Origin of the sequence: Candidatus Poriferisodalis sp. (assembly GCF_965204125.1) — a bacterium.
Lineage (GTDB): Bacteria > Actinomycetota > Acidimicrobiia > Acidimicrobiales > Poriferisodalaceae > Poriferisodalis.
In genome coordinates, this window is the sequence record NZ_OZ241968.1 from 764,759 (window position 1) to 791,371 (window position 26,613).

Annotated in this window: 23 protein-coding genes; 6 read left to right on the forward strand and 17 right to left on the reverse strand. The window is 67.4% G+C overall.

The features are described from left to right. Positions 1 to 31 precede the first annotated feature (31 nt). The gene (locus ACOGXD_RS03740) at positions 32 to 1,243 is read left to right on the forward strand and encodes an NAD(P)/FAD-dependent oxidoreductase (protein ID WP_419916580.1); all 1,212 of its coding nucleotides are present in this window, start codon (positions 32 to 34) and stop codon (positions 1,241 to 1,243) included. 50 nt (positions 1,244 to 1,293) lie between these two features. On the opposite strand, the gene ACOGXD_RS03745 is transcribed toward ACOGXD_RS03740, so the two are convergent. The 9 genes from ACOGXD_RS03745 to ACOGXD_RS03785 form a co-directional block, all read right to left on the reverse strand. After that, positions 1,294 to 2,625 (reverse strand): NAD(P)/FAD-dependent oxidoreductase, encoded by a 1,332-nt coding sequence (locus tag ACOGXD_RS03745; protein ID WP_419916581.1) that lies wholly within the window; start codon positions 2,623 to 2,625, stop codon positions 1,294 to 1,296. A 15-nt stretch (positions 2,626 to 2,640) separates the two neighbouring features. Continuing rightward, positions 2,641 to 3,096, reverse strand: a complete 456-nt coding sequence (locus tag ACOGXD_RS03750; protein WP_419916582.1) for a hypothetical protein — start codon at positions 3,094 to 3,096, stop codon at positions 2,641 to 2,643. 2 nt (positions 3,097 to 3,098) lie between these two features. Continuing rightward, positions 3,099 to 4,502, reverse strand: coding sequence for an FMN-binding glutamate synthase family protein (locus ACOGXD_RS03755; protein WP_419916583.1), 1,404 nt, complete (start codon positions 4,500 to 4,502; stop codon positions 3,099 to 3,101). Positions 4,503 to 4,522: 20 nt separating this feature from the next. Beyond that, positions 4,523 to 5,317 (reverse strand): GXGXG motif-containing protein, encoded by a 795-nt coding sequence (locus ACOGXD_RS03760; RefSeq protein WP_419916584.1) that lies wholly within the window; start codon positions 5,315 to 5,317, stop codon positions 4,523 to 4,525. Beyond that, positions 5,305 to 6,234, reverse strand: coding sequence for a glutamine amidotransferase (locus tag ACOGXD_RS03765; RefSeq protein WP_419916585.1), 930 nt, complete (start codon positions 6,232 to 6,234; stop codon positions 5,305 to 5,307). The genes ACOGXD_RS03760 and ACOGXD_RS03765 overlap by 13 nt, the downstream gene beginning before the upstream one ends. 84 nt (positions 6,235 to 6,318) lie before the next feature. After that, a complete protein-coding gene (locus ACOGXD_RS03770) occupies positions 6,319 to 7,719 on the reverse strand; it encodes a glutamine synthetase family protein (RefSeq protein WP_419916586.1) in 1,401 nt (466 codons plus the stop codon). A gap of 202 nt (positions 7,720 to 7,921) precedes the next feature. Continuing rightward, on the reverse strand, positions 7,922 to 9,928 hold the full coding sequence (locus ACOGXD_RS03775) for an ABC transporter permease (RefSeq protein ID WP_419916587.1): 2,007 nt from the start codon (positions 9,926 to 9,928) through the stop codon (positions 7,922 to 7,924). Further along, complete coding sequence (locus tag ACOGXD_RS03780) at positions 9,928 to 10,974, reverse strand: quaternary amine ABC transporter ATP-binding protein (RefSeq protein WP_419916588.1); 1,047 nt, start codon at positions 10,972 to 10,974, stop codon at positions 9,928 to 9,930. The genes ACOGXD_RS03775 and ACOGXD_RS03780 overlap by 1 nt, the downstream gene beginning before the upstream one ends. A gap of 196 nt (positions 10,975 to 11,170) precedes the next feature. Continuing rightward, a complete protein-coding gene (locus ACOGXD_RS03785; RefSeq protein WP_419916589.1) occupies positions 11,171 to 12,193 on the reverse strand; it encodes an ABC transporter substrate-binding protein in 1,023 nt (340 codons plus the stop codon). A 250-nt stretch (positions 12,194 to 12,443) separates the two neighbouring features. On the opposite strand from ACOGXD_RS03785, the gene ACOGXD_RS03790 reads away from it, so the two are divergent. Then, positions 12,444 to 13,457: a L,D-transpeptidase family protein gene (locus ACOGXD_RS03790; RefSeq protein ID WP_419916590.1), complete on the forward strand. Its 1,014-nt coding sequence runs from the start codon at positions 12,444 to 12,446 to the stop codon at positions 13,455 to 13,457. Between the two features lie 47 nt (positions 13,458 to 13,504). Here ACOGXD_RS03790 and ACOGXD_RS03795 read toward each other — a convergent pair whose 3' ends face one another. The 4 genes from ACOGXD_RS03795 to ACOGXD_RS03810 all read right to left on the reverse strand — a co-directional run bounded on the left by ACOGXD_RS03795 (position 13,505) and on the right by ACOGXD_RS03810 (position 18,592). After that, positions 13,505 to 14,083: a hypothetical protein gene (locus ACOGXD_RS03795; protein WP_419916591.1), complete on the reverse strand. Its 579-nt coding sequence runs from the start codon at positions 14,081 to 14,083 to the stop codon at positions 13,505 to 13,507. Beyond that, on the reverse strand, positions 14,076 to 16,925 hold the full coding sequence (locus tag ACOGXD_RS03800; RefSeq protein ID WP_419916592.1) for a 2Fe-2S iron-sulfur cluster-binding protein: 2,850 nt from the start codon (positions 16,923 to 16,925) through the stop codon (positions 14,076 to 14,078). The genes ACOGXD_RS03795 and ACOGXD_RS03800 overlap by 8 nt, the downstream gene beginning before the upstream one ends. Positions 16,926 to 16,938: 13 nt before the next feature. Then, entirely contained in the window at positions 16,939 to 17,211 is a 273-nt protein-coding gene (locus ACOGXD_RS03805) for a sarcosine oxidase subunit delta (RefSeq protein ID WP_419840441.1), read from the reverse strand. Between the two features lie 70 nt (positions 17,212 to 17,281). After that, a complete protein-coding gene (locus tag ACOGXD_RS03810) occupies positions 17,282 to 18,592 on the reverse strand; it encodes an FAD-dependent oxidoreductase (RefSeq protein ID WP_419916593.1) in 1,311 nt (436 codons plus the stop codon). A 96-nt stretch (positions 18,593 to 18,688) separates the two neighbouring features. Here ACOGXD_RS03810 and ACOGXD_RS03815 point away from each other — a divergent pair, with 96 nt between their 5' ends. After that, the gene (locus tag ACOGXD_RS03815) at positions 18,689 to 19,585 is read left to right on the forward strand and encodes a LysR family transcriptional regulator (RefSeq protein WP_419916594.1); all 897 of its coding nucleotides are present in this window, start codon (positions 18,689 to 18,691) and stop codon (positions 19,583 to 19,585) included. Positions 19,586 to 19,606: 21 nt separating this feature from the next. Here the strand turns inward: ACOGXD_RS03815 and ACOGXD_RS03820 are convergent, their stop codons facing one another. Next, positions 19,607 to 20,794 (reverse strand): phytanoyl-CoA dioxygenase family protein, encoded by a 1,188-nt coding sequence (locus ACOGXD_RS03820; protein WP_419916595.1) that lies wholly within the window; start codon positions 20,792 to 20,794, stop codon positions 19,607 to 19,609. A 92-nt stretch (positions 20,795 to 20,886) separates the two neighbouring features. On the opposite strand from ACOGXD_RS03820, the gene ACOGXD_RS03825 reads away from it, so the two are divergent. Next, positions 20,887 to 21,675, forward strand: a complete 789-nt coding sequence (locus ACOGXD_RS03825; protein ID WP_419916596.1) for an enoyl-CoA hydratase/isomerase family protein — start codon at positions 20,887 to 20,889, stop codon at positions 21,673 to 21,675. Positions 21,676 to 21,697: 22 nt separating this feature from the next. Here ACOGXD_RS03825 and ACOGXD_RS03830 read toward each other — a convergent pair whose 3' ends face one another. Then, positions 21,698 to 22,627 (reverse strand): Dyp-type peroxidase, encoded by a 930-nt coding sequence (locus ACOGXD_RS03830; RefSeq protein ID WP_419916597.1) that lies wholly within the window; start codon positions 22,625 to 22,627, stop codon positions 21,698 to 21,700. A gap of 213 nt (positions 22,628 to 22,840) precedes the next feature. On the opposite strand from ACOGXD_RS03830, the gene ACOGXD_RS03835 reads away from it, so the two are divergent. Beyond that, positions 22,841 to 23,554 carry an alkylhydroperoxidase-related (seleno)protein gene (locus ACOGXD_RS03835; RefSeq protein ID WP_419916598.1) on the forward strand — a complete coding sequence of 238 codons (714 nt, stop codon included), beginning with the start codon at positions 22,841 to 22,843 and terminating at the stop codon, positions 23,552 to 23,554. A 48-nt stretch (positions 23,555 to 23,602) separates the two neighbouring features. Next, on the forward strand, positions 23,603 to 23,956 hold the full coding sequence (locus tag ACOGXD_RS03840) for a hypothetical protein (RefSeq protein WP_419916599.1): 354 nt from the start codon (positions 23,603 to 23,605) through the stop codon (positions 23,954 to 23,956). Between the two features lie 48 nt (positions 23,957 to 24,004). Here ACOGXD_RS03840 and ACOGXD_RS03845 read toward each other — a convergent pair whose 3' ends face one another. Both ACOGXD_RS03845 and ACOGXD_RS03850 read right to left on the reverse strand, forming a co-directional pair. Next, positions 24,005 to 25,804, reverse strand: coding sequence for a hypothetical protein (locus tag ACOGXD_RS03845; RefSeq protein WP_419916600.1), 1,800 nt, complete (start codon positions 25,802 to 25,804; stop codon positions 24,005 to 24,007). Between the two features lie 103 nt (positions 25,805 to 25,907). Then, complete coding sequence (locus ACOGXD_RS03850; protein WP_419916601.1) at positions 25,908 to 26,444, reverse strand: YbhB/YbcL family Raf kinase inhibitor-like protein; 537 nt, start codon at positions 26,442 to 26,444, stop codon at positions 25,908 to 25,910. Positions 26,445 to 26,613: the final 169 nt, after the last annotated feature.

The window sequence follows — 26,613 nt, forward strand, 5'->3', positions numbered from 1 at the left end:
GCCATCCGAGCACGAGTCGAAGGGCCGCTTCGTGCAGGCGATCCCGTCTGAAGCAGACGTCGTGATCATCGGCGCCGGGGTGACCGGTGCCAGCATCGGCTACCAGCTCGCTCGGCACTCGGACCTGCGGGTGGCCATCGTGGATGCCCGGGCACCGGTGGGCGGCATCTCGGGGCGCACGTTCGGGCAGATCCGCCAGCACTACTCCAACGAGCTGATGGTGCGGATCGCGCAGCGGGGATTCCACTGCATCCAGAACTGGGACTCGGTGGTGGGCTTCGGCGACCCCGGCTACGCCCGCTTCGGCTACATGCTCCTCGTGGTCGAAGACCAGCTCGACGGCCTGCGCTACAACATCGAGCTCGGCCGGAGCCTCGGCGTCGACACCAGCTTCGTGGTGGGCAGCCAGATCACCGAGGTCGAGCCGCTGGTGAATGCCGACGGCCTCGCCGGCGGTGCCTACGAACCCGAGGGCGGCTACATCGATGTCACGAAGATGGTGCTGAGCTGGCTCACCGCGGCGAGCGCCGCAGGGGCCCACGTGTTGGCGCCGGTCGCCGTGGACGGGATCATCACCTCCAGCGGTGCCGTGACGGGCGTGGCGACGTCGGCTGGCGAGATCCGGGCTCCGGTGGTGATCGCCGCCACCGGCGCTTGGGCGCGTGACCTGCTCGACCCCCTCGGCGTGGAGGTGCCCGTCGAGCGGCGGCGGCTCGACATGGCAGTGCTCGAACAGCACGCCGGGGCACGAGCACTGGGGACCTGCATCACCGACGGCAACTCCAACCTGGTGATCCGACCCGACATGGGCCGCCACATCGTGGCAGTGGCCTACCCGCCGGAGATGCCCGTGGTGGTCGACCCGCTCGCTGCCGCGTCAGACGCCGACCATGCAGCCCACGCCGAGCGCCTCACCGCCGCCATCTCCGAGCGCCTGCCGGGCCTGACTGTTGCCTCCACGGTCAGCACCACCAGCGGCGCCTACGACGTCTCGCCCGACTACCACCCCATCCTGGGCTGGGCCTCGGAGATAGCCCCGGTGGACGGCCTGTACCTGGCCGTCGGCCTCTCCGGCCACGGGCTGAAGCTGTCGCCTGCGCTCGGCGAGATCGTGGCCGCACGCGTGCTGGGCGTCGACCAGGTGGGCGATGCAACGCCCATCGACATCAGTCCGCTGCGGCCCTCACGCTTCGCCGACGGCGACCTGATGCACCTGTCCTACGGCCCCAGCGCCCGCGCCTAACCGCCTTCTGGGGCGAGCGCCGGCGAAGCTTCGGCGCTCGCAGAGAACAGTTAGCTCCAGGGGTAGGGCGAGTTGCTCACCGGGTGGAGCCGGCCCTCGGCATAACGCGAGTAGCGGAAGGGCTCGAGCAGCGCCTGTGGCTCGCCGAGCAGCTCCTTGGCGACCAGTGCGCCCACGCCGATCATCTTGTAGCCGTGATTCGAATCGGCGATGAAGAAGGCGTTGTCGCAGAAGGTGTCGAACACCGGGAAGTTGTCGGGCGAGAAGCTGCCGATGCCGCCTGAGGGCTCGTCGCTGATCAGGTGGTTCTTGCCCTCGAAGCGCTTGTGGCAGTGCGCCAGAGCGGCAGTCCAGGTGCGGTAGAAGTCGCCGCCCACCACGAAGTCGGGCGAGTCGGGACCGTAGGGGTCGACGGCCACCTGGTCGGACGGCTTGTCGACCACGTAAGGCATGTAACCGCCCTGCACGCCGCCGAAGTTGAAGTCGGGCTTGTAGTAGATGCCCCACGGGCCCTCGGTGACCAAGCCGTCGGCGTCATGCAGCGGGGCGTCGGTGTCGACGTGCACCACCGGCGGCATGTTGCCCTCGTTGTCAGTCAGGTAGCCCGGATCGACGGTCAGCGTGCCCTCTTGCAGGCACATGTAGGTCCACGTCGGCACGTTGTGCAGCTCACCGTCGCTGCCCGCGATGTCGGTGTTGGTGGGCAGGCCGAGCATGGCCCAGATCTTCTGCACCCACGGCCCCACGGCCACCACCACGTGCTCGCAGGCAACCGGGCCCTGATCGGTGAGCACAGCGGTGACGGCCCCCGATGAGTCCTGGTCGAACCCGGTGACGGTCACACCGCCGACCACGTTGACGTCTTCGGCTTCGGCCTTGCCCAACAAGCCCTTCAGCGAGGCCATGTTGTTGGCGTACCCGCCGCGGTGCTCGTGCAGCACACTGGTGATGCCCTGGGCCTGCCAGTCGTCGAAGATGCCTTTCATGTAGCTGTCGGACGCAGCGGCGCCCTCGACGAACGTCGAGGCGTAGCCGATGGCTTGCTGCTGGGCATGGATCGACGCCACGTCGGCGCGCATGGCCTCGTGGCTGATCTGCATGTAGCCGACAGGGTGGTAGGAAAACGCCTCGGGATCGCTGTCCCACACATCCACCGAGTGCGCCATCAGCTCCCGCATGGCCGGCTGGAAGTAGTTGTTGCGGATGACACCGCAGGCGATGCCCGAGGCGCCCGCGCCCACACCCGACTTGTCGATCACCACTATGTCGGCGCCCGAGCCCCGGCCTGACGACCGCAGGTCGCGGGCCAGGTTCCACGCCGTCGACAGGCCGTGGATGCCTGAGCCGATGATGACGTAACGAGCGCTGGTCGGTAGTGCCATGTACCAGAACCTTCCTCAGTGAGCTGCGGGGGCTTCCCAGCCCTCCAGCACCGGGGGGCGCCATTCGGTGCCGACGATGCGGGAGTTCTCCACCCACGGTCCCAGCTCCACCTGCGGGAACTTGCAGTGGATGTCTTTCAGCGTGATGCCGTAGCTGTTGCCCTCCGTGAGGTGCTTCATCAGCACCTTGCGAGCGATCTCGTCCTCGCGGCCTGCGGGGATGTCGAAGTAGATCTTCAGGAACGAGTTGGAGTAGCGGTCGAACACGGCGGGGACGCCGTCTTCCTCCAGCAGCGTGATGTCCTCGAGCCAGTTGATGTCGGGCCCCGGCGTGAGCGCCAGCAGATCGATGTCCTCCACCAGCGACATGTCCTCCTGGTACGGGAACCGCTTGCCTGCCAGCACCTCGGCGTCGATGGCGACCGTGCGAGTCTCGCGGCTGCTCTCGCCTGTGCTTGCCTGTCCAGCCATGCCTACAGCCCTCCGTCGATCACGTGCTTGTCGAACAGGTCACGGATCTCCGCCAGAGTCCGCTCCTCGGTGACGCCTGGGATGTAGTTGGTGCCGGCGATCGGCACCTTGGCCATGGCGGCCGCCTCGTGCGTCAGCGCTGCCAGATCCTCGGGCTCCAGTGAGTGGATGTCGGTCTTGCCGCAGGCCCGGGCCAGCATCTGCACTTCCATGGTGAGGGTGATCAGGAAGTTGTAGACGCGCAGGGCCGCTTCGTCGACGTCGAGGCGCTTGCGCAACTCCACGTCTTGAGTGGCCACGCCCACCGGGCAGCGGCCGGTGTGGCAGTGGTAGCACTCGCCTGCCGGCACGCCGATCGTGCCCTCGTAGTCAGTGACGCCGGGGATCTCCTTGTTGCAGTTGAGCGCCATCAGGGCTGCCGTGCCGAGCGCAACCGCGTTCGCACCCAGCGCCAAGCACTTGGCCACGTCGCCGCCGTTGCGGATGCCGCCCGCAACCACCAGGTCGATGTCGTCGGCCAGGCCCACGTCTTCCAATGCCCGGCGGGCCTCGGGGATGGCAGCCATCAGCGGGATACCGGTCTCCTCGGTGGCCAGGTGCGGCCCGGCTCCGGTGCCGCCCTCGGCGCCGTCGAGGTAGATGACGTCGGGGCCGCACTTGGCGGCCATCCGCACGTCGTCGTACACACGGGCCGATCCCAGCTTGAGCTGGATGGGGATCTGGTAGTCGGTGGCCTCGCGCACCTCTTGGATCTTCAGCGACAGGTCGTCGGGCCCGAGCCAGTCCGGGTGGCGGGCCGGTGAGCGCTGGTCGATGCCTGCGGGCAGCGAGCGCATCTCGGCCACCTGCTCGGTGACCTTCTGGCCCATCAGGTGGCCGCCGAGGCCCACCTTGCAGCCCTGGCCGATGAAGAACTCCACGGCGTCGGCCAGCATCAGGTGGTGGGGGTTGAAGCCGTAGCGGCTCTGGATGATCTGGTAGTACCACTTGGTCGACAGATCCCGTTCGGGCGGGATCATGCCGCCCTCGCCCGAGCAGGTGGCGGTGCCGGCCATCGAGGCGCCCTTGGCCAGCGCCATCTTGGCCTCCAACGACAGCGCGCCGAAGCTCATGCCGGTGATGTACACCGGGATGTCGAGCTCGAGCGGCTTCTCGGCGAAGCGGGAGCCGATGACCGTCTTGGTCTCGCATTTCTCCCGGTAGCCCTCGATCACGAAACGGGTGAGGGTGCCCGGCAGGAACACCAGCTCGTCCCAGTGGGGGATCTTCTTGAAGATCGAGAAGCCCCGCATGCGGTAGCGGCCCAGCTCGGCCTTCACGTGGATGTCGTTGATGACCTCGGGGGTGAAGATCCGGCTCTTGCCGAGCACATCCGTGCTCTTGTTCACCTCATTTGCGTCAGCCATGGCTGTTCTTCCCCTTGCCCCTAATGAATGACGAGCTTGCGCTCGGACGGCTCAAGCTGGTCGTAGTTGTGCAGCACCTTGCCGCAGACGAATTTCTGGAACTCGGGCGGATCGCCCAACCCGTGAATGCGGAACTTGCGCTCGATCAGCTCGGTGTCGGCATCGTTCCACTCACCAGGAACACAGTCGACCCCGAGCGAGGCCACCGTGCCGGCCACGTAGATCTCGCCGTCGTACATCGAGTCGCCCAGGTTCACGCCCGCGTTGCCGCAGATGATCTGCCGGCCCCGCTGCATCATGAAGCCGGTGTTGATGCCGACGTCGCCGAGCACGATGATCGTGCCGCCCTTCTGGTCGATGCCGGTGCGGGCGCCCACATCGCCTTTGACGATCAGGTCGCCGCCGCGGATGGCGGCACCGGTCAGCGATCCGGCGCTGCGCTCGATGGTGACCACGCCCGACATCATGTTCTCGGCCACCGACCAGCCGACGCGCCCGTTGATCGTCACCTCGGGTCCGTCGATGAGCCCGCAGGCGAACCAGCCGGGGCTGCCTTCGAAGTGGATGCGGCAGCGCTTCAGGATGCCGACCGCCAGCGAATGCTTGGAAGCCGGGTTCAGGATGGTGACGTCGGTGATGCCGTCGTCGTAGATGAGCTTGCGCAGCGCCATGTTGATCTGGCGGATCGTCAGATCGGATGCATCGAAGCGAGCCCGGCCGCCCTCGACTTCGACGTTGTCGGGCATGTCGGCAGTGGGCTCGACCAACCCCCGAGCGTCGTAGGAGACGCCGCTGCGGGAACCTACACCTGCCACACCAGCACCTCCCGCTCGTAGGGATCGCGGGTCTCGACCTCGCGCTTCACCAATGACCGGATGGCCACTTCCTCGGTGGCGACGGCCACCAGCGGCTCCGACTCGAACAGCACCAGCGGCTTGGCCGCCATCTCGTCCTTGGCAACGCCGAGCTGGTTGCCGGTGACGCAGACGTAGGTGAACACGCCGTCGAGATCATCGAGGCTGTGCTTCATGGACGTCTCGAGCGTCAGGCCGCGGCTCATGTACTCGGCGAGGTACACGGCGATGATCTCCGAATCGCACTCGCTCTGGAAGCGGTGGCCGTGCTGCTCGAGGCGGCGGCGCCACTGGTGGTAGTTGGTGAGCTGGCCGTTGTGCACCACCGCCACGTCGGCGAACGGGTAGGCCCAGTAGGGGTGCGCGCTTGCGAGATCCACCTCGGACTCGGTGGCCATGCGCACGTGGCCGATGCCGTGCGTGCCCTGGAACGAGCCCAGGTTGTACTGGTCGCTCACGGTGGCGGCGTCGCCCAGGTCCTTGATGATCTCCAGCGAGCTGCCCAGCGACAGCACCTCGCAGCCGGGAACGTCTTCGAGGTAGTCGGCCAGGGCCTTGAGATCGCCGCCGTAGCGGATGGTGGCCCGGAAGGCGTACCCGGTCTCGCTGGTGACCGTGGCCACCTCGGCACCGATCTTGGCCAGGCGGCTCTCCACCTCGGCCCGGTTGCGTTCGAGGCGCTCGGCCATGCCGATGCCCGTGCTCTTGTTGGGCTCGGCCAGCACGAACCGGATCACGACCAGGTCGTCGGCCGGTCCGTACACGGCGTAGCCGGTGGAATCGGGCCCCCGGTGCTTCATCGATTGGAGCATCGCGGTGAGCTCTGCCCCGATGTCGGCGGTTCCGTCGCGGTGGATCACTCCGGCTATGCCGCACATATTGCGTCCCCCTTCGTGGGTGCGTGTGTTCTGGCTCGTTGCGTCGTTGAGGCCAGCCCCGCGGAAGCCAGGGCAGGCCGGCGGTCAGGGCAGGACGTCGAGGTACTCCTCTACGTCCCAGTCGGAAACGGTGTGCAGGAACCGCTCCCACTCGTCGGTCTTGTAGTGCATGAACACCCGATACATCTCGCCGGGCAGGGCCGACTTGATGACTTCGTCCGCGTCGAACGCAGCGAGGGCCTCGCCGAGGGTGAGCGGGATCTTTTCCACGTCCTTGCCCGACTCCACGGCCTCATAGATGTTGCGTTCTTCGGGCGGACCCGGGTCGAGGCTGCGGTCGAGGCCGTCGTCCATGGCCATCAAGAGTCCCGCGAAGGACAGGTGTGGGTTGACCGAGCTGTCCGCCGTTCGGTACTCGAAGCGGCCCGGCGCGCTGATCCGCAGAGCGGTCGTGCGGTTCTGGAAGCCCCAGTCTGCGAAGACCGGCGCCCAGAAGCCGGTGTCCCACAGCCTCCGGTAGGAGTTGACCGTCGGCGCGCTGAGGCAGGTGAGACCTCGGACGTGCTCGAGAATGCCGCCGATGGCCTTCATGCCGACGGGGCCGGGCAGCTGAGGATTGTCACTCTCGGGCATGAACTTGTTGTTGCCTTCGGAATCCCACAGCGAGATGTTGTGGTGACACCCGTTGGCCGACACGCCCATGAACGGCTTCGGCATGAAGCACGGGAACGCGCCTAGCTCGCGGCCGACCTGCTTGCACACCTGGCGGTAGGTGGTGAGCCGGTCGGCAGTGAGCTCGGCCCGGTCGAATTGGAAGTTCAGCTCGAGCTGGCCTGGGGCGTCCTCGTGGTCGCCCTGGATCATTTCCAGCCCCATCGCCGAGCAGTATTCGATCACCCTGTGGATGAGGGGCTGCAGCTCGGCGAACTGGTCGATGTGGTAGCAGTTCGGCTTGGTCATGCCCTCCACGGTCGGCTTGCCGTCTGCATCAGCCTTGAGCCACATCATCTCGGGCTCGCAGCCGGCCCGCAGGTGCAGCCCGTGCTTGGCCTCGAAGTCGGCGTGCAGTCGCCGCAGGTTGCCCCGGCAGTCGGAGGTGAGGAAGGCCCCGCCGTCTACCTCTTCCTCGCGGCCCCGGAAGAGGGTGCACCAGACTCGTGCTGTCTTCGGATCCCACGGCAGCGGCATGAACGTCTCGGGCTCGCCGATGCCCACGAGCTCGCGAGCCTCGGGGCCGTAGCCGATGTAGTTGCCGTGACGGTCGATGAAGAGATTGGCGGTGGAGCCGTAGACGAGCTGGAAGCCCTTGCGGGCGATCATTCCGAAGTGCTTGGCTGGGATGCCCTTGCCCATGATCCGGCCGGTGACCGACACGAACTGGCAGTAGAGGTACTGGATGCCGTCGGCCTCAATCTGGCGCTCGACTTCGGCAATCTGTTCCTCGCGACCGTCGGCTTCGACGAACTTCTCAAGATCGGTGGCCATTGCTCCCCCTATCGGCATGGCTTATTGGATTCATGCGAACCGTAACGCCCCGCGAATTGTGCCTCGGCACACCCGCTTGCGGACGCGTCCAAGCCGCACCGCAACCTAGCACATTGTCCGAGATGATGTCTAACGTGAGTAGCGGCTCTTTCCTCACAGTAGAGCTAACGCGCGGCGCTGATCGCTGCCCCAAGACACGCTCTCACTGGATGCCTAGCTGCGATTTGCGCTCTCGGGCGTAGCTGGTGATGAGCTGATCGGCGGTCAGCCCGATGACTGCCACGTTGAAGCCGGCAACCAGCCCCTCTCCGACGAGGGCCTGCTCGGTGCGGGCGAGGAGGATCTCGTCGCCGAGACCGTCAATTCCCCCGATGAACGCCGAAATGATCACGAGCAGCAGCCCGAACAAGAGCACCTGGTTCATGCCCAGCATGATCTCGGGAAATGCCATCGGGAACCTGACCTTGCGGAGCACCTGCCAGCGAGTGCAGCCCGACATCTCGGCGGCTTCGACCATGTCCGGGGGAACGTTGCGCAGGCCGAGCATCGTGTAGCGCACTGCGGGCACCGTCGCGTAGATCACGATGGCCGTGAGCGCAGCCACGGGCCCTACCCGGAAGAGCATGACCACCGGGATCAGGTAGATGAACGACGGCAGCACCTGGAACGTGTCGAGCACCACCTGCACCGAGGCGTAGCGGCGCGGCGATGTCGAGGCGAACACCCCGATGGGCACGCCGATGACCACGCTCACGATCAGGGCCGCCACGACCAGGTAGAGCGTCTCCATCGACTCGATCCAGAAGCCGGAGAACGCCAGGTAGGCAACGAAGAGCGACACGATCCCGGCGAGCTTCCATCCGCCGAAGCGCCAGCCCACCGCCGCAACCAGCGCGAGCAGCCCGATCCATGGCAGCGATCCGAAGCCGTCGCGCATCGGAAAGAGGATCTCCAGGATCATGAAGTCGCGGAAGTACCCGAGCGGTGTCTTGAGGTTGAGCTGCACCCAGTCGACGAGCCATTCCCATGCCGGAGCGGTGCTGACGGTCCAGCTCTTCGGCAGCACCTGTGCGTGGCTGGTGACCTGGGCCAGAGCAGTCCCGGCAGCGGCAACGGCTGCACCCGCGACCCAGAACGGGTGGCGTGCCAGCCACGACTTCGACAGGTCGACGTGCTCTGGCCGCCGCGCTCCCATGGCCTGGCTCAGCCGGTCGAGCATGATCGCCATCAGCACGATCGCCACGCCGTATTCCAGGGCCTTGCCGATCCGCAGGCTCTGCAGGAAATTGAGCAGCGGCAGGCCCAAGCCGCGGGTGCCGACGAACGACGCCAGCACGGTCATGCCGAAGCACTGCATCAGCACCTGGTTCACGCCCACCAACAGCTGCGGTCGTGCTGCGGGCATCTCCACCTTCCACAGCATCTGCCACCGTGTGCAGCCCGATGTGAGTCCCGCCTCCCGCACCTCGGTGGGCACCGTCTGCAGGCCCAGCAGCGTCAGTCGGGCCATCGGGGGAACGGCGAACAGGATCGTGGCGATCGCGCCGGCCTCGTCGCCGATCCCGATGAACACCGAGATCGGCAGCAGGTACGAGAAGTGCGGCATCGACTGCATCACGTTGAGCACCGGAACCAGCAGTCCCTCGAACCACTTCGCCTTCGCCGCCGCCAGGCCCGCCGCCCAGCCGAAGAAGGCCGCCAGCGGTGCGACCACCACCACGATCGACAGCGTGATCATGGAGTCGTCCCAGATATCGAAGACCGCCAGATAGAGCGAGCAGCAGCCGGCCAGCAGCGCCAACCGCCAGCCGCCGAGCTTGGCGCCCGCCACGGTGAACAGGCCGACCAGCACCACCCAGGGAACCGCGCCTATGCCGAACGGGCCGTCTCCCGCGATCAGGAGCTGCTCGCTGATATCGAGCGGGTACTCCAGCCAGCCCGAGACAGTGCGCGTGACGTCCTTGACGTTGAACAGCCCGAACAGCTGCTCGTTCTTGAGGTGCAGCAGGGCCTCGTTCGCCCAGTCGGGAAGGAATCGGAAATCGCCCAGCTTCGACAGGAAGTCCGGGAAGAGGCCCGGCGCTGCTTGGTGGAACACCTGGATGGCGAGATAGGGCGACACCAGCAGCAGGGCGATACGCCAGCCCCGCAAGCGACGGATCCGCTCCAGGAGGCTCTGTGGCGCAGCCGGCTCGGCAATGGTGGACATCAGCCGGAGGTGCCGCCCTCGGAGGTGTGATTGCCCCAAATGGCATCGATGACTGCGTCGCGCCCGAGGCTGCCAGCCACCGCGCCCCCGGCGTCGACGACTCTCAGCGGCTCCTGGCCGGCCAGCACCTGTGCAGCAATGTCGCGCAGCACTGCGTCCACCTCGACAGTCGGCGCATCGGGCGAGGCGTCGGCGATGTCGCCCATCACGCTGCCGGCGGTGAGGATCCGGTCTCGCTGGACGTCACGTGCAAAGGCGCGCACGTAGTCGGTGGCGGGCTGGGTCACCAGGTCTTCGGCACGGCCGATCTGCACGATCTGGCCCTCATAGAGAATGGCAATCCGGTCCGCGAGACGGATCGCTTCGCTGAAGTCGTGGGTGATGAAGACGATCGTCTTGTGCAACACCGACTGCAGCCGAAGAAACTCGTCCTGCATCTCGCGCCGGATCAGCGGATCAAGCGCAGAGAAGGGTTCATCCAGGAACCAGACGTCGGGCTCCACAGCCAGCGAGCGCCCGATGCCCACCCGCTGCTGCTGGCCGCCCGAGAGCTCCCGTGGGTAGTAGCCACCCCGTCCCTCGAGTCCCACCAGCGTGAGGATCTCGTCGGCCCTGGCCCGGCGCGTCGCCCCGTCGACACCCTGCACCTCCAGCGGGAACACGATGTTCTCGGCCACCGTCCGGTGGGGGAACAGCGCGAAGTGCTGGAACACCATGCCCATGCGGTGACGCCGCAGTTCGATCAGCTCACGGCTCGATGCTGCGAGCAGGTCGATGCCCGCAAAGTGGACCGATCCCGAAGTCGGCTCGATCAAGCGCGAGAGACAGCGCACCAGCGTCGACTTGCCGGAGCCGCTCAGGCCCATCAGAACGAGGATCTCCCCCGGCATCACATCGAGACTCGCCGCCACCACCGCCGGGATGTAGCCGGCGCCTTTGACGGCGTCCACGGACGGTGCTCCGTCGTGGCGCTCGAGGAATTTCTCGGGGTCGGGGCCGTACAGCTTCCACACGTCACGGCACGAGATCACAGCGTCACTGTTCACGACGGCTCCATCCCTGCCTCCCGCAAAGAAACATCCGGGCGCGGAATCCGAATGCAACGGCCGCGCGTCATGGTCGCTGACGGCGCAGCCGGCGGGGAAGTCCACCGCTCACGAGACCCGGCAGATCCCGAGGTCGCGGAGTCCTTCCCCGCCAACCACCTCCAGGGAGGAGATCTTTGCTCTTCCGCCCTCGTTCTCAGCCGTCGATCCAGCTGCGCCAGAGGTCCTCGTTGGCGGCCAGCCACTCCTGTGCGGCCTCGGACGCTTCCTTGCCGTCCACGTCCACCGCAGCGGCCATGGCTGCCAGCATCGGGTTGGTGAAGTCCATGCGCTGCACGATGGCGGCTGCCGTCGGCCACTTCTCCGGGAAGTGGATGCCCACGCCGGTCTTGAGGTAGCCGTCCGCGGGGTTGCCACAGTCGTGGGTCAGCTCGGAGTTGATGCCCCACTCGGGATCGGTACGGCATTCATCCTCGAATGTCGGGAACTCGATGAACTTGCCCTCGTAGACGGCTTCCACGAAGTTCGGTGTCCAGTTGAACAGCACGATCGGCGTGTTGTCCGCCGATGCGGCGTCCAGCTCGGCCCACAGCGTCGCTGCAGAACCGGCGTTGATCACCTCGAAGTTCATGCCGAGGCCCTCGACGCGCTCCTCGTCGCCCTTGAGCCAGTCCACCGGTCCGCCCAGGAAGCGGCCCTTGTCGCCGGTCTCTGCTGTGGCGAACAGGTGGGCGCAGTCGTTCAGCGCTTGCCAATCGGGCAGGCCGGGGCACTGCTCCTCGACATAGATCGGGTACCACCATTCCTCACGCGTCACCGCGTTGTGGGTTGCCCAATCCAGCACGCAGCCGGCGTCGACCTGTTCCTGGAAGGCGACGCCGAAGGCGCCCTCCCAGACCTCATGCACCAACTCGATGTCGCCATCGCACATCGACTGGTACACCACTTGGCTGTCCGACGGTACGTACTCCACCGAGAAGCCGGCCTCCTCCAGAATGCCGCCGACAACCTCGGCGCCGACGAGCTGGCTCGACCAGTTGTGCAGCGGGATCCGGATCGGATCAGACGAATCCGCCATCTCTTCCTCGGCCGGCTCGGGCGCTTCGGTCGCAGCCGGCGCTTCGGTCGCAGCTGGCGCTTCGGTCGCGGCAGGCGCGGCCTCGTCGTCATCGTCGCTCGCGCAAGCTGATGCCAGCAGAGCAAGCGCCAGCAGCGTCATTGCTGCTGTTCGTAAACGGGACATGGGTTCCTCCAGTTCAAGGTTGTGTCAGTAGGACTTCGGCTACAGCCGTGTCGTTGCGAGCGAGGGGCCGTCTCGCTGATCCGATTCCCCGTCCCGCCACTATCTAGTAGTCGGGACAACTAGATAGTTTTCGTCACGTTAGTGCAAGGTGGAACCACACGAAACCGCGGGGAGCGCACAATGGCGTCTTGTCAGAACGGGAACACCTGCCGTACTCTCGCAATGCGTGCTCGTTTCGAACACGCCGTGGCGCACTCTCGTCACGTTGCTCCTCGCGGCAGCGATGCTCGCCGTGCTGCCCCTCCATCACGCCTCCGCGGCCAGCCGGTTCAGCGATCTCGGCGCAGAGCCGAGCCAGCTGTGGCACGCCGAGTTCGATGCGTCCTGGTCGCTCGACAGCATCACCAAGGCCGTCGATGCTGCTGACCAGCCTGCTCGCCGGCCGCCGTCGACCGTCATCCTGGGAGCGGGCGAGTACCTGTCGGTCGGTCAGTCGGCGGTCTCGCCGAACGGCTGGTACGAGCTGAGGCTGGAACCGGATGGCCAGCTGGTGCTCCGCGTCACCGACCCGCAGCTGGGTCCCGACGGCACGCTGTGGTCGACGGCGGGCGCCGAATCGGCAATGCCGCTGCTGCTGATGCGCAGCAACGGCGAACTTGCCGTGTACAACGCCTCTGACCCCGGATTCCTGGACTCAGCGGCCAACAGCGACCTGGCCAAGCTGTGGAGCGCCGACACCCGCAGCGAGTCAGGTGCCGGGCTCCGGCTGTACGACGACGGCACCTTGGCCGTGGTCACGCCCCAAGGAGACGTGCTCTGGCAGGGCGGCAATTCGGTGCCCGACGTCGGGCTCGCGGGGCACCGCCACATCATCTACGACCGGGGCGAGCAGTGGGTTTGGCTGGTCGACGCCGACGGGACTGTCGTCGACAACTATCCGGTCAGCGGTCATCCCGAGTCGCCGGAGCCAGGCCGCTATGCGGTCACCTCGAAGTCAGAAGATGCGATCTCCTACAACTGGCTGGTCACGATGCACCACATGGTGCGGTTCACGACGGATGCCGATGATGACTGGATCGGCTTCCATTCGATTCCCCGAGGTTGGCAGGACATGCCGGTGCAAACCGAGGCAGAGCTCGGTGAGGCCCTGTCATTGGGCTGCATCCGTCAACGAGACGACAAGGCAGAGCGCTTGTACCAGTGGGCGCCGATCGGCACTCCCGTCGTGGTGCTTGCCTGATCGTTGCTGCGCAGCGCCGTCGGCAGGTTCCGGATGGAGCGGCCGGCTCAGCCGGCGCGGACCGCGATGCCGAATTCGTTACCGGCGTCGATCAGCGCATCGAAGAGGTACTGGCCGAAGGATCGGTCGCAGAAGATCAGGTACGAGCGGGCGCCGTCGCTGTCGTTGCGGGCGAGGTCACAGGTGGTCAGTGCCACCGACGCCGAGAGCACCGCACCGTCAGGCGTCATGTGGTCGCCCCAGTCGATGCCGCACACCTTCTCCAGCATGCGGGCGGCGTCGTTGCCGGTCACCCGGAACATTGCACGGCTGTGAGTCCAGTCGAGCACGGAGCAGAACTCCTGCGCTTCGAGCCCGTCGAGGTCGGCGACGGTCGCCGCCACCTCGCCAGCGGTGCCCAGGACGATCCACTCGCCGGGCCGGGAGCCCAGCACGAGTGCACCGCCGGGTGCGACTTGCGACGTTCCGAATCGCGCGCCGAGCCGGTCAGCAGTGGGCCCGTCGGCGCCGGCGCGCACCAGCCACTTGGTGGTGGCACTGGCGTCGCTCAGCGTCAGGTCGCCGCCGGCGCCGGGCGACGGGTAGTGCTGTACGACCGGACTCTCGAATGCGGGTGCATCAGCCACGGAGACGCTCCCCCGCCGGATCGAAGTGGGCGTGGTGGTCGATCACCGTCGCGCCGATGCGCTCGCCCGACTCCAGCAGCACCGTCACCTTCGTGCCGCCGGCGGCTAGGTCGGGCTCGACCTGACCGAGACAGATCGACCGGTTCAGCGTCGGCGAGTAGCGCGACGAGGTGATCCGGCCCAGGATCTCGTTGGTATCGCCCCGCACGATCTGCGCGGCCTCTTCAGGCACCACGTCGGGATCGTCGGGCTGGATCGCCACGACCAGCGGGAGCGACCGGTCGGCCGCCCAGGCCAGCTCTGGCTTGCCGGCGAAATCGTCCTTGTCGAGCTTGATCAGCGACCCCAAGCCGGTGCTGGGTCCCAGCGTCAGCCCGTCGGTGTCCTGGCCCACGATGAAGTGCCCCTTCTCGAGGCGCATGATGCGCTGGCCTTCCAGGCCGAACGGTCCCACGCCGAGATCGCTGCCGGAATCCATGAGGGCTTCCCAGACATGCAGGCCGTGACCTGCAGGCACGTGCAGCTCGAACGACAGCTCGCCGGTGAAGCCGATCCGCCACATGAAGCAGCCCGCCACGCCCGCCACCGTGGCTTCCCGGACGGTCATATACGGGAATGCCTCAGCGTCGAGGTCGACGCCCTCGCAGACCCTGCTCATGAGCTCGCGAGACTTGGGCCCCGCCACGTTGATGCTGGCGTACGCCGTGGTGACGGGGGTCACGTGCACCTGCCAGTCCGGGCGCTCGGTCTGGAGCCAGTTCTCCACCCATTCCCAGACGCCGCCGGCACCCGAGCTGGTGGTGGACATCATGTAGTGGTCTTCGCCGAGGCGACCGGTGACGCCGTCGTCGAGCACCACGCCGTCCTCGGCGCACATCATCCCGTAGCGCACCCGGCCCACGCCCAGCTTCATCCACTTGTTGACGTAGAGCAGGCTCAGGAGCTTGGGCACGTCGGGGCCGCGCAGGTCGAGCTTGCCCAGCGGGGTGACGTCGATGAGCCCGACGTTCTCGCGGACATTGCGCACCTCGGCTGCAGGGTCGCCGTAGTGATCAGGACGCAGCCACTGGCCGGCCTGGATGATGGAGACGTTGTTGGCCTCGTGCCAAGGCTGGATCGACGACACCCGCACCGGCTCGAACATCCGACCGGCGAGCGCGCCGAGCGTGAGCGGCGCGTAGGGGGGCCGCCACACGGTGGTGCCGACCTGGCTGATCGTCTCGCCGCGTGCCTCGGCGATGGCCGCGACGGTGTTGACCGTTTCCAGCTTGCCCTGCGAGGGTCCCATCGTGGCCGTGGTGTAGCGCTTGGCCAGCTCAACTGAGTCGTAGCCCTCGTGCGCAGCGGCCACCAAATCCTTGGAGCTGATGTCCTCGGACATGTCCACCATGCCGTGGGTGTCGGCGCGGTAGAGCTCGGGATGCGGGTCGCGGCTGAGCGGCGCCCGCTCGTCGGGTGCCCACGCGGGCTCGTCGCCGTCCACCGGCAGCGCCCGAGCGGTGCGGGCCTGCAGGCGATGGCGCACCGCTGCGGCGCGGGCTGCGGCAAGGCGACCCGTGGCGGCGCCATGCTGCCGGAGCCCGTCAAGATCGGCGTCGCCGGCGAGCCCGCCCGTCGCCAGCACATTGCTGGGGGGGTCGGACGGGAAGAACCTGGCTGCGGCGGGGTCATAGACGGGACGGTCGCCTGCCATGTTGAGCAGCGATGTCGGCGCCGTCCAGCCGGCTGCTACCACGAGCAGATCGGCGCCGATGGAGGCTCCGTCGGCAACGACCTCGTCAACGGCCCGGGACGAGCCGCGGGTTGAGCTGATGCGGCCACCGGTGCGACCGTCGATCACGGCCGCGATCTCGGTGCCCACCCGCTCCAGGTCGGCAGCCGCGGCGTCGCCGTCGGAGTTGGCGCTGAACACCACCGCCCGCTCGCCCGGCTTGACGCCCCAGAGGTTCACCAGGCGACGTGCTGCGCCCGACGTGATGACGCCGGGCCGGTCGTTGCCCTCGAACACGTACGGCCGCTCGATCAGGCCGGGCGCCGCCACCAGCGTCTTGGCGCGGGCCTTAATGAGACGCTCGACCGCGATCGGGTGGTTGCGCTGCACGATGCCGAGCCAGTTGTCCTCATACCGCCCGGTCACGGTCGAGTCGGTCAGCACCTCGACATCGGAAGCGTCGAGCGCAGCACGCAGCTCTGCCAGAGCGGCTTGATCGGCGGCATCGCTCGAGTAGCGCAGATGGCCGCCCACGCTGTGCTCATGGGAGACCAGCAGCACGCTGGCGCCCTCGCCGCTGGCGGCCAGCGCCGCTTCGATGCCGGCCGGGCCTGCTCCGGCCACCACCACGTCGGGGTGGGTGTAGCGCTTGTCGTGGTAGGCGTGCGGCGTGTCGAGGTCGATCTTGCCGCCCGGGGCGAACGTGGCGAGCACCCGCTCGTAAGTGGGCCACAGCCACTGCGGCCGCATGAAGGTCTTGTAGTAGAAGCCGGCCGTCAGGAAGCGCCCGAACAGGCTGTTCGCCGCCTTGATGTCGCGGTTCAGCGACGGCCACGCGTTCTGCGAGCGGACATCCATGCCGGATTCCAGCAAGCGGTGGCCGGCCCGCACATTGGGGTCGTCGCCCACCTGGACCATCAGGTTGGGATCCCAGTAATCGGCGGTGAGGATCCCCCGGGGCCGGTGGTACTTCATGGAACGGGAGAAGATCTGCACTCCAGACGCGGCCAGGGCAGAGGCGATCGTGTCGCCCTCGAAACCGCTGAAGCGCTTGCCGTTCCAGCGGAAGCGGAGCTTGGCAGCCCGGTCGATCACCTCGGTGGGCTGGACGCCCTGCCGGCTCATCGTCATGCCGCGCTGCCTCTCATGCCGCACCGCCTCGCTTATCGCCGGGCAGGGGCGGATCGCGGAATTCGTTGGTGGCGGTGTTGCGCTCGATCGAGAACCAGCGGCGGCAGCCGGACGCGCAGTACCAGTTCTCGCGCAGCCAGCCCGCCGGATTGTCGCGCAGGTACAGGTAGGCCCGCCATTCGGCCGGTGAGGCCGTGTTGGGGTCGGGACGGGCGTGCGACTCGCCGCCGTAGCGCAGGTCAGTCGAGTTGCGTGGACCGCAGTTGGGGCAAGGGACGAGCAACATCAATGACCCACCACTGTCGTATTGGCGCCGGTGGGCCTCATGGCCCTGGGGGCAAGCGTCACGCAGGACATCAGTGGCCCACCGACGCTGCACCCTTTTCGCCCACGAGTTCGCCGTTGTCAAAACGGCTGAGGGCGAAGGCTTCGATCAGCTTGGGCGTGCGGCCTGTAGCAGCGGCCTCGGCCATCTGCTCGCCGGAAACCGGTGCAGCCTTGAATCCGTAGGTGCCCCAGCCCACATCCACCAGGAAGCCGTCGACGGGTGTGAAGCCCATTACCGGCGAGTAGTCGGGGGTCATGTCGCACAGGCCTGACCACTGGCGCAGGATCCGCATGCGCGAGACGCCGGGCATCAGCTCGAGCACGTGTCCGGCCAATCCCTCGGTGAACTCCAGCGAGCCGCGCACCGAGTAGTTGGCGTAGGGGTCGACCGAGGCGCCGAACACCAGCTCGCCCCGGTCGGTCTGGCTCACGTACACGTGCAGCGAACCCGAGACCACCACCGTGGGCAGGAACATCTTCACCGGCTCGGTGACGGCGGCCTGCAGGGGGTGGGTGGTGATGGGCAGCCGCACGCCGGCCATGGTCGAGATGAGCGATGCCCACCCGGCGGTGCAGTTGATCACGATCGGCGTGGAGATGTCACCCCGGTTCGTGCGAACCCCGGTCACCCGGCCCCCGGCGCCCTTGCCGTCGGGACCGTCGCCGCCCTCGCAGAGAATGTCGGTGACCTCGGTCTTCTGGTGCATCTCGACGCCCATGTGGTCCGCCGCCCGGGCATACCCCCACACCACCGCGTCGTGGCGAACGACGCCGCCGGGCGGGTGATACAGGGCGCCCTGGATCGGGTAGCGGGGGTGGTCGGAGGTGTCGAGGCTGGGGCACTCCTTCTTGATCTCGTCGGGGCCGATCACGCTGGAGTTGACGCCGCCGAGCTTGTTGACCTCGGCGCGCCAGTGCATCGTGCGCAGGGAGGCGTCGGAGTGCGCCAGCGTCAGGTGCCCCCGCTGGCTGAACATCACGTTGATGTTCAGCTCCACCGCCATCTGCTCGTACAGGTGCACCGACCGGTCGTAGAAGGCCACCCCTTCAGGGGTGAGATAGTTGGAGCGCACGATGGCCGTGTTGCGCCCCGAGCCGCCGCTGCCCAGGTAGGCCTTGTCGAGCACGGCCACGTTGGTCATGCCGTGGTTGCGGGCCAGGTAGTAGGCGGTAGCCAAGCCGTGCACGCCGCCGCCGATCACCACGGCGTCGTAGGACCGTTGCAGATCGCAGTCGCGCCACACCCGCGGCCACGACTGGCCCCGGAGGCCCTTCCAGGCCAGCGCCGCAGCCGAGTACTTGGGCGGACGCTTCCGCAGCCGGCCCGCAAGTCCTGCCATTGCTCTGCAGGCTAAGCACCCCGCTCGGTGACGAGAAGTATCAGTTTGCAAATAATTCAGATGCACTGCCTCTCAATCGCTTCTACGCTGTGCGGCGTGAACCTGCAGCGCCTGCGCTACTTCGTCACGGTGGCCGATGAGCTGCACTTCGGCCGGGCCGCGCAGCGACTGCACATGTCCCAGCCTCCGCTGAGCCAGCAGATCCGGCAGCTCGAGCGCGAGCTCGACACCGCACTGTTCGACCGCAGCACCCGGCGGGTCACGCTCACCGAAGCCGGACGGTTCCTCTATCCCGAAGCGCTTCGACTGCTGGCGGCCGCGGACGGCGTGGAGCGCCTCATGTCGCAGCGCCGCGAAGGTCACACGGGCACGCTGCGGGTCGGCTTCGTCGACTCGGCTGCCTACGAGGTGATGCCGCGCGTGCTGGCCGAGTACCGCCGGCGACGGCCCCGGGTCGACTTCGAGCTGCACACGCTGAGCTCCGACGAACAGGTCAAGGCGCTGCGTGCCGGACGCATCGATCTGGGCATCGGCAGGGCCGCCGGCGACGCCGACCAGGTGGAGGCGACCCTGGTGATGAACGAGCGGCTGCTGCTGGCCGCGGGCGGCGCTCACCGGCTGGCTCGGCAGCGGGCTGCAGCGCTGCGCGATCTGTCCGGCGAGCCGATCATCGGCTTCGACCGGGGAGTGTCGCCCAGCCTCCACGCCGTGCTGGCCGGGATGTTCAGCGCCCAAGGCGTCGCCTACGACCCCATGATCGAGGCCACCGAGTACACCACCATCCTCGGATTCGTGGCTGCAGGCGAGGGCGTCGCCATCGTGCCCGCCAGCGTGCAGACGTTCCGGCCGCCAGGCCTGCACTACGTGCCGATCAGCGACGACGCCGCCTCGGTCCCCCTGCTGCTGCTCACCCGCTCCGGCGAACCCCTGCCGCTGGTTACCCAAGCCCTCGACGTCGTCACCGAGCTCTACGCTCCGCCCTCGGCGGCCTGAAGGGTCGAGATTGACGGTGGGTCAGATGGCGAGGTCGTTGAGGTTGTAGTCGCGGATGACGCGGTCGAACGTCTCGTCGTTGTAGCGGAAATCGTCTTCGAGGCCGACGAAGGGTGCGTAAGTGTAGCGCCGCTCGCCGGGGCGATGCTGCGCCCGGGCGTCGATGGCCACCGCGATCACCGATGACCGCTTGAACACCCGCTCCTCGTCGTAGACGACCACGCCGTCGCGCTCGTGCACCCGCAGTTGACCTGCCACGCCCACCACCGATGAGCGCCGGTGGAAGCCGAACGTGACCGAGATGCGCGGGTCTGCAGAGGTGTTGGCATAGGAGCCGTGGACCATGTGACGGTTCACCACGGTCGCATCACCCGGTTCGCACAGCAGCGGGATGGCGTCGGGCAGCATGGTGCTGCCGCCGTTGTCGGCAACCTTCGCACGCAGGTCGATGCGCCCCAGCTTGTGCGTGCCGGGCACGATCCACAGCGCATTCGCGGCCGTGGTCTCATACAGCTGCACCTGGAAGTTGAAGCCGTGGATGCCCATGTCCCAGTCGGGGTTGTCCCAGTGGGTCACCCCGTCTTGGTGCCACGACACCGAGCCGCCCAGCCCGGGTTCCTTCACGAAGATGGCGTCGTTGTAGGGAACGAAGTCGGGGCCGTTGATGCTCTCGGCGATCGACATCAGGTCGGGATGGCCGTACAGCCGCAGCGCGGAGGGCATCGACTGGCACATGCCGAAGATCAGGTAGACGACATCAGGCGGGGCGTCGGCATCGGGCGTCGGTTGGTCCATCTGGACCTGGTGGCGGCCGCCGAGGGCGCTGGTGCCGCCGAACGGGTCAGACAGCGGCGCGATGTGGATGTACGGCTCGACTGCATAGTCGCGGCCCAGTGCGGGCCGGCCGTGGCGGTCCACCTCTGCGCCTTGGCGCACCGGCGCCCGCTCGATGACCTCGCCCACCTCGGATCGGAGTTCGGCAATCTCGTCAGGGCCGACGACTCCGGTGAAGACATAGAAGCCGTGCTTCCAGTAGTTCTCCAGGATCTCGGGGTGCAGCTTGCCGTCGGACCCGTACCGGACGGGACCCCTGTTGCCGGTGTCGTGGGCTCGCTGCACGCCGCCGGCGAGGTAGTCGGCCATGTCTGCGAGGTGCTGCTCCCTCGTCGGCGCATCGGCCGCTTCCATTCGATCCGCAACGTCAGTCATCGCGCTCCCCCAGGCAGTCCCCGTCGAAACGATGGTAATCGGGCAACCCGCCGGCTCTCTCGTTGATATCCGCGACCTGCGAGCATGAAGCCATGGAGTTCGCTGAGTACGCAGACCGATATCGCACCGCCGAGGTGACCCGCGACGACGCCGGGGTGGTGACCGTTCGCATGAACACGCGCGGCGGGCCGCTGCAGTGGGGCGGCCGCCCGCACCGTGAGCTGCCCGAGCTGTTCATGGCGCTGGCATCGGACCGCGACATCAAGGTGGTGATCCTCACCGGCACCGGCGACTCGTTCATCGAGTTGCCCGACGAGGTCAACGCGCTGGCCGAAGGGCGCGCCAATGCCACCGTGTGGGATCGCATCATCTGGGAAGGCAACCGGCTCGTCGACCAGCTGCTCGACATCGAGGTGCCGATGATCGCCGCAGTGAACGGCCCGGTCACCGTGCATTCGGAGCTGGCGGTGCTGTGCGACATCGTGCTGGCCGCCGAGGGCGCTTACTTCCAGGACGCCCCGCACTTTCCCGGCGGGCTGGTGCCCGGCGACAGCATGCAGATCGTCTGGCCGCTGCTGCTCGGCCCCAACCGGGGCCGCTACTTCCTGCTCACCGGCCAGCAGATCGACGCCGCCGAGGCCCACGAGCTCGGCATCGTGGGCGAGGTGCTGCCCGCCGACGACCTCATGGGGCGGGCGCAGGAGATCGCCGCCGACCTCGCCAAGCTGAACCCGATCCTGCTGCGCAACACGCGCCACGCACTGGTGCGCCCGCTGCGGCGCGCCATGGCCGACGACCTGCACACGGGCCTGGCCCTCGAGGCAATCGCCTCGATGTCAGCCCGCGAGTGGTTCCGCGACCAAGCCGACGACGACGGCTAGGGGCGCCTCGGCGATTGGCCTCTCAGCCGGTGATGGCGTCGAGCGTTTCGGTGCTGGGAGCGAAGTAGAACGAGCCAGAGGCCGGGTTCGAGAAGTCGGTGATGGCGTCGCGCACGCCATTGGCATCGTCAAGCCCGTACATCCGGCGCAGGCGGCGCCGCAGCGGTGCCTGGTCCTTGCAGAACGCCATGAAGTACAGCCCCACGGTGCCGTCGTGGAATGCGTACGGCGTGGAGCGGCGTGCGATCTCGTTGATCTTGTCGCTGCCCTCGTTGCCGTGATTGCCATCCGCGCGCAGCTCCACATGGCTCAGGTGGCTGTAGGGCTCCTGGCTGTCGGTCTTGTCGGTCTCGGGGAACTTCTTGCGCCCGAAGTTCTTCTCCTGCTGCTCATCGGAGAGCGCGTTCCAGCCGTCGAGGTCGTGCACCCAGCGCTGGGCGATGATGTGGCTGCCGCCTGCGCCCGCGTCGCCGTCGGGCACGATGGCCACGGCCGGCTGGTCCTCGTCGGCGGGGTTGCCGGTGCCGTCCTTGAAGCCGGTCATGTCGAGCGAGTCGCCGTAGATGAACGTGGGCGTCTCACGAGCGACGGCCATGTGGCCCGCCAGGGCGGTACGGGCGTCGTACTGCGCCTTCCACACCTTGTCCTTGTCGTCGTGGTTCAGCCACAGCAACAGCTCTTCCTGTGTGCCCTTGGCTTCGCGCCCGGAGCCGTCCTCGGACTGGACGGTCACGTAGGCCTGGAAGTCGTCGGGCACGTCATCGGTCAGCTCCGGCAGCAGGCCCGGTCCGAAGCCGAGCGTCAGGTTGATGCCCTGCGCGTCGCACGCAGCCCGCAGGTCGGCAAGGACGGACGTGACCACACCGAGATCCGCGCCCTCGACGCGGCTCAGGTGGACGTACCACTGGTTGGTGCCCATCTCGTTGAAGATGGCCTTCTGCGGCGTTGGCATCTGTGCTCCTTGAGGGGTTCGATGGTGCAAGCGAGAGCGACCCCGCCGCGCAGCCCGAGCGGCGACACGGCGAGATTGCGGGGCTGATCGTAGGCCAACCGGAACGGCGCGCGCACCGCCGGTTCCCGCTCTTCGAACGGGCCGCTGACTGGCTGTTCCGCGTATGCCAGCATGTGGCCACCGACACTGTCCCCGACCAGCGGAGATCCGGCTATGAGCATCGCAGCGCCACAGCGCACGTATGACACTGAGTTGCCTATTCGGGATGATCTGGGAGCTGCGCATGGCGAGATCGCGGCCCGCTGGTCGAGGCCCGGCACCTGGTGGACCGGCGAGCAGCGTGCCGAGATCGTGCGGCAGGTGCGCGCCGCCCGGGACCATCGCGCCGACGATGGCAGCGTGCTGCCGCCGTGGGTGCAGCCCAGCAGCATCGAGGGCCTCGTCGATGCTGACGGCCCGCTGCGGGCCGCTGCAGTCGATGCGGTCTGGCGCATCACCAACCACCCGGGAACGCTGACTGAAGACTGGTACCAGTCGATCATCGATCGTGGCGTTGACCCGCTGGCCTACGTGGAGCTGGTGGGGTTGGTGGCGCAGTCCAATTGCGTTGATCGCTTCGCCGACGCGCTGGAGCTGCCGCGCATCGAACTGGACGAGCCCGCCGACGGTCCGCCGAGGCGGGAGGGCGCTCCCGCGGCCGTGAAGTACCACTGGGTGCCCACTGCCGACATCAAGATGCCCAACGTCATCAAGGCGCTCAGCGCCGTCCCGGCAGAGAACGAGGCACTGTTCATCCTCTCCGACGCCCAGTACGTGCCCATGGAGCGTGTGCGCGGCGATGTGGTGTCCGACCGCAACTCGCTCACCCGGCCCCAGATCGAGGTGCTTGCGGCGCGGACATCGAAGCTCAACGAGTGCTTCTACTGAACGTCCGCACATGCGTTGCTGCTCGGTCTGAGCGGCCAGAACAAGGACATGGACGTCAGCTACGAAGCCGTCAACGGTTCCGACGCAGGTGACGGCGGCGTTCCTCACGGCGCGCTGCTGGCGCGCTTGGCCGAGGCGATGTGGGAAGGCGACCGCGAGGCCACGGCCGCTGCGCGAGCCGCTGTGGTCGACGCCGCCGGCGCCGATGTGATGGTCGACGCGGTGGCGGTCAGCGCCAATTTCCACATGATGACCCGGGTTGCCGACGGCACCGGCACCCCGCTGGATCCAGGCACTTATGACATGTCGGCGCCGGTGCGCGAGGCCTGCGAACTCAACGGCTTCGTGTCGCGCCGTGATCCCCAGGGCGACCGCCAGACCGCCCAAGGAGCGTCGAACTGACAATCCGGCGCCGCCGGAGCGCAGAGCCTGGGCGAGCCGGTCTCGATCTCAGGATCTGAAGCGCTTGGTGGGCAGGTGCGGGCCGATGTAGCCCACATGCACCTTGCCGGTGTTGCGGCCGGTGTCGTCGTGAAAATAGAGCCGCGGCGCCAGCCCGCCGTTGGAGAGCTTGAGATGCGCCTCCATGACGATGTGGCCCGCGTCGCTGACTCGCGCCGACACCGGCATTTCCCGCAGGCGCCGCAGTTCGGATCTCCTCATCACCTCTTCGGACTCGCGCATCGCCAGCTTCTTCGAATTCGCGAACCACTTGCGCGGGTGCTTGCTCGACTTGCACCAGTCCCGGAAGTCGCCGAACTCGGCGCCTGAGTGGGCGTAGGCCTCCAGCGCGAGCAACCCGTCGAACACGCTGCGGGCCCATGACCGCGCCTCGATCGAGTTGTCGAGCTCCGCGACGTGCTGGTCGACCTCGGGCGGGATCTCGACCCGCACGAGGTTGGCTCGCGCCAGCTGGAGCGCATGGCTCACCGAGGTCACCGGCGGGTACTTCCTGCCCGCGGCATCGGTCACCATCGGGGTGCCGGCCTCGCCGACCCGGACCAGCATCTCCACCATCTGGTCCTCCTTGTCGATGAGCTTCTCCTGGAGTTCCTCGGTGCGGAGCTGCGCCAGCTCAAGCTCGTCCTGCATGTCGAGCACCTGCTGCGACATCTCGTCACGCTGATCCCGGGCTGCCTGTCGCTGCTCGCGCGTCTCGAACAACGCTTCCCACAGATCGTCGCGCTCAGATTCGAGCGCCTCGATGCGCTCGTGCAAGCCGGAGCCCGAGGCAAGCTCGGGTGCCCTGCGCTGGCTGCCGAGTTCGGCTTGGGATTGGCTGAAGAGCGTCGGCGGCTCGCGTTCGACCATGGCCAGGCTCAAGAGCTGGCTCGCCCAGCGGCCGGCTTGATGCGGGTCCGAACGCACCACTTCCTTGGCGAGCGTGCGGTGACGGTGCGGCTCGTGCTCACCGGGCAGGTAGAGCCGGGCCTCGCCGGGCTCGAGGTCCATCTCGCCGCCGATCAGGCGCTGGAACGGTGTCAGCGTCTCCAGCGGCATGACAAAGACGCGAGCCAAGCCGGCGACCTGCGACGCCGCGCTCTGCGCTCGCCGGGTCATGTCGCCCAGTGCCGTGCTCGGGTTGATGGGATCCCACGCCAGCACGAGGTACGGCACCGGTCGATCGGGCGACAGGACGGCATTGCGGATGGCCTTAGCGTGCTCAACATCGCGGACAGGAACCGGCGAGGTGGTGAGCGGTTCACGGCCGAGGTGAGGCCGCCCGCCCCGGCCGTGGGCAGTGTCGAGCAGGTCGGACACCAGCGACTCCGCTCCCGTCGAGCGGAGCTGGGCCCAGCGCGACTGCCCGGAGTCGGTACCGGGCGCAGCGGGGACCCCCGGGTCGGCCGCACCCAGGCTCCCCGGCGTAGCAGCGATATGAGGCGCCTCGACGTCCACCCAGACCCAGGCTTCGCCATTGCCGCTGAGCACCCGGATCCTGACCACCGACCTGCCCAGTGCGGCGTGCTGTGTGAGCTCCAATGTCGTCGTCGTGACACCGCCGTTCGTCCTGGTCGCCCGCGTCAGGTCGACGCGGCTGCCGTTTTCCCGCGCGATATGGCCGTCGTCGCCGCCGTCGCCCTCGACGTCGGCCACGTCGAGATGCGGATGCTGCGTCTGAGCCCACGCTCGAAAGCTGCGGGCCACGTGCTTGTGCAGCCCGGCGCCCTCGTCCTCCCACATGACGCGGTAGATGACCTCGAGGGCAGCGAGATCATCGTCGGTCAGGTCGTGATCGTCCTCAAGCACGGTTCCCCCACGTCGTCAATCCAAGCGAGGCGGCGCATCGCAACGCCATTCGCTGGAGCCGGTGGGACCGGAACGCCGCTGTGGGCGTTTCCGGCCGCCATGGCTAGCTCTGTTCGTAGATCGGCGTGAGGAGGGCGCGGCCCAGCGTGGTGCCGAACATGTTGAAGCCGCAGATTGCCGGCGAGACGTTCTCGTCGATCGGCAGCGAGGCAGCGCTCAGCGCGTGCACGGCGAACATGTAGCGGTGCGGGCCGTGGCCGGCCGGCGGCGCAGAGCCCAGGTAGCCGGACAGTCCGGCGTCGTTGCGAAGCTGCTTGGCGCCGTCGGGCAGCCCGTTGCCCTCGGCATCGCCGACCCCTGATGCGAGCTCGGTGCACGACGCGGGAATGTCGAACACGACCCAATGCCAAAAGCCGCTGCCGGTGGGCGCGTCAGGGTCGAAGCACGTGACTGCGTAGCTCTGCGTGCCCTCGGGCGCGCCCGACCACTCCAGGTGAGGCGATCGGTCTTCGCCTCCGGCGCCGAAGATGCCCGAGACCTGCGGCATCGGGAGCATCTGCCCGTCGGCGACATCGTCGCTTCGCACCTCGAACGACGCAACTGCAGGAAGGAAGTCATAGGGGCTGGGAGGTTGTGGCATGACGGGCGCCTTTCTGTTCGCTGACCGGTCAGTTGACACTATTCGTTGCACTGCGCTAGACAAGCCGTGTGTTCACCGCTCGGGGTGTGAACTCCGAGCCGCACATCACACAACCCAAACTGACAGACCAAGGACCGGCCCGCTTCGGCGGGTCGGTCTTTGGGTTCAC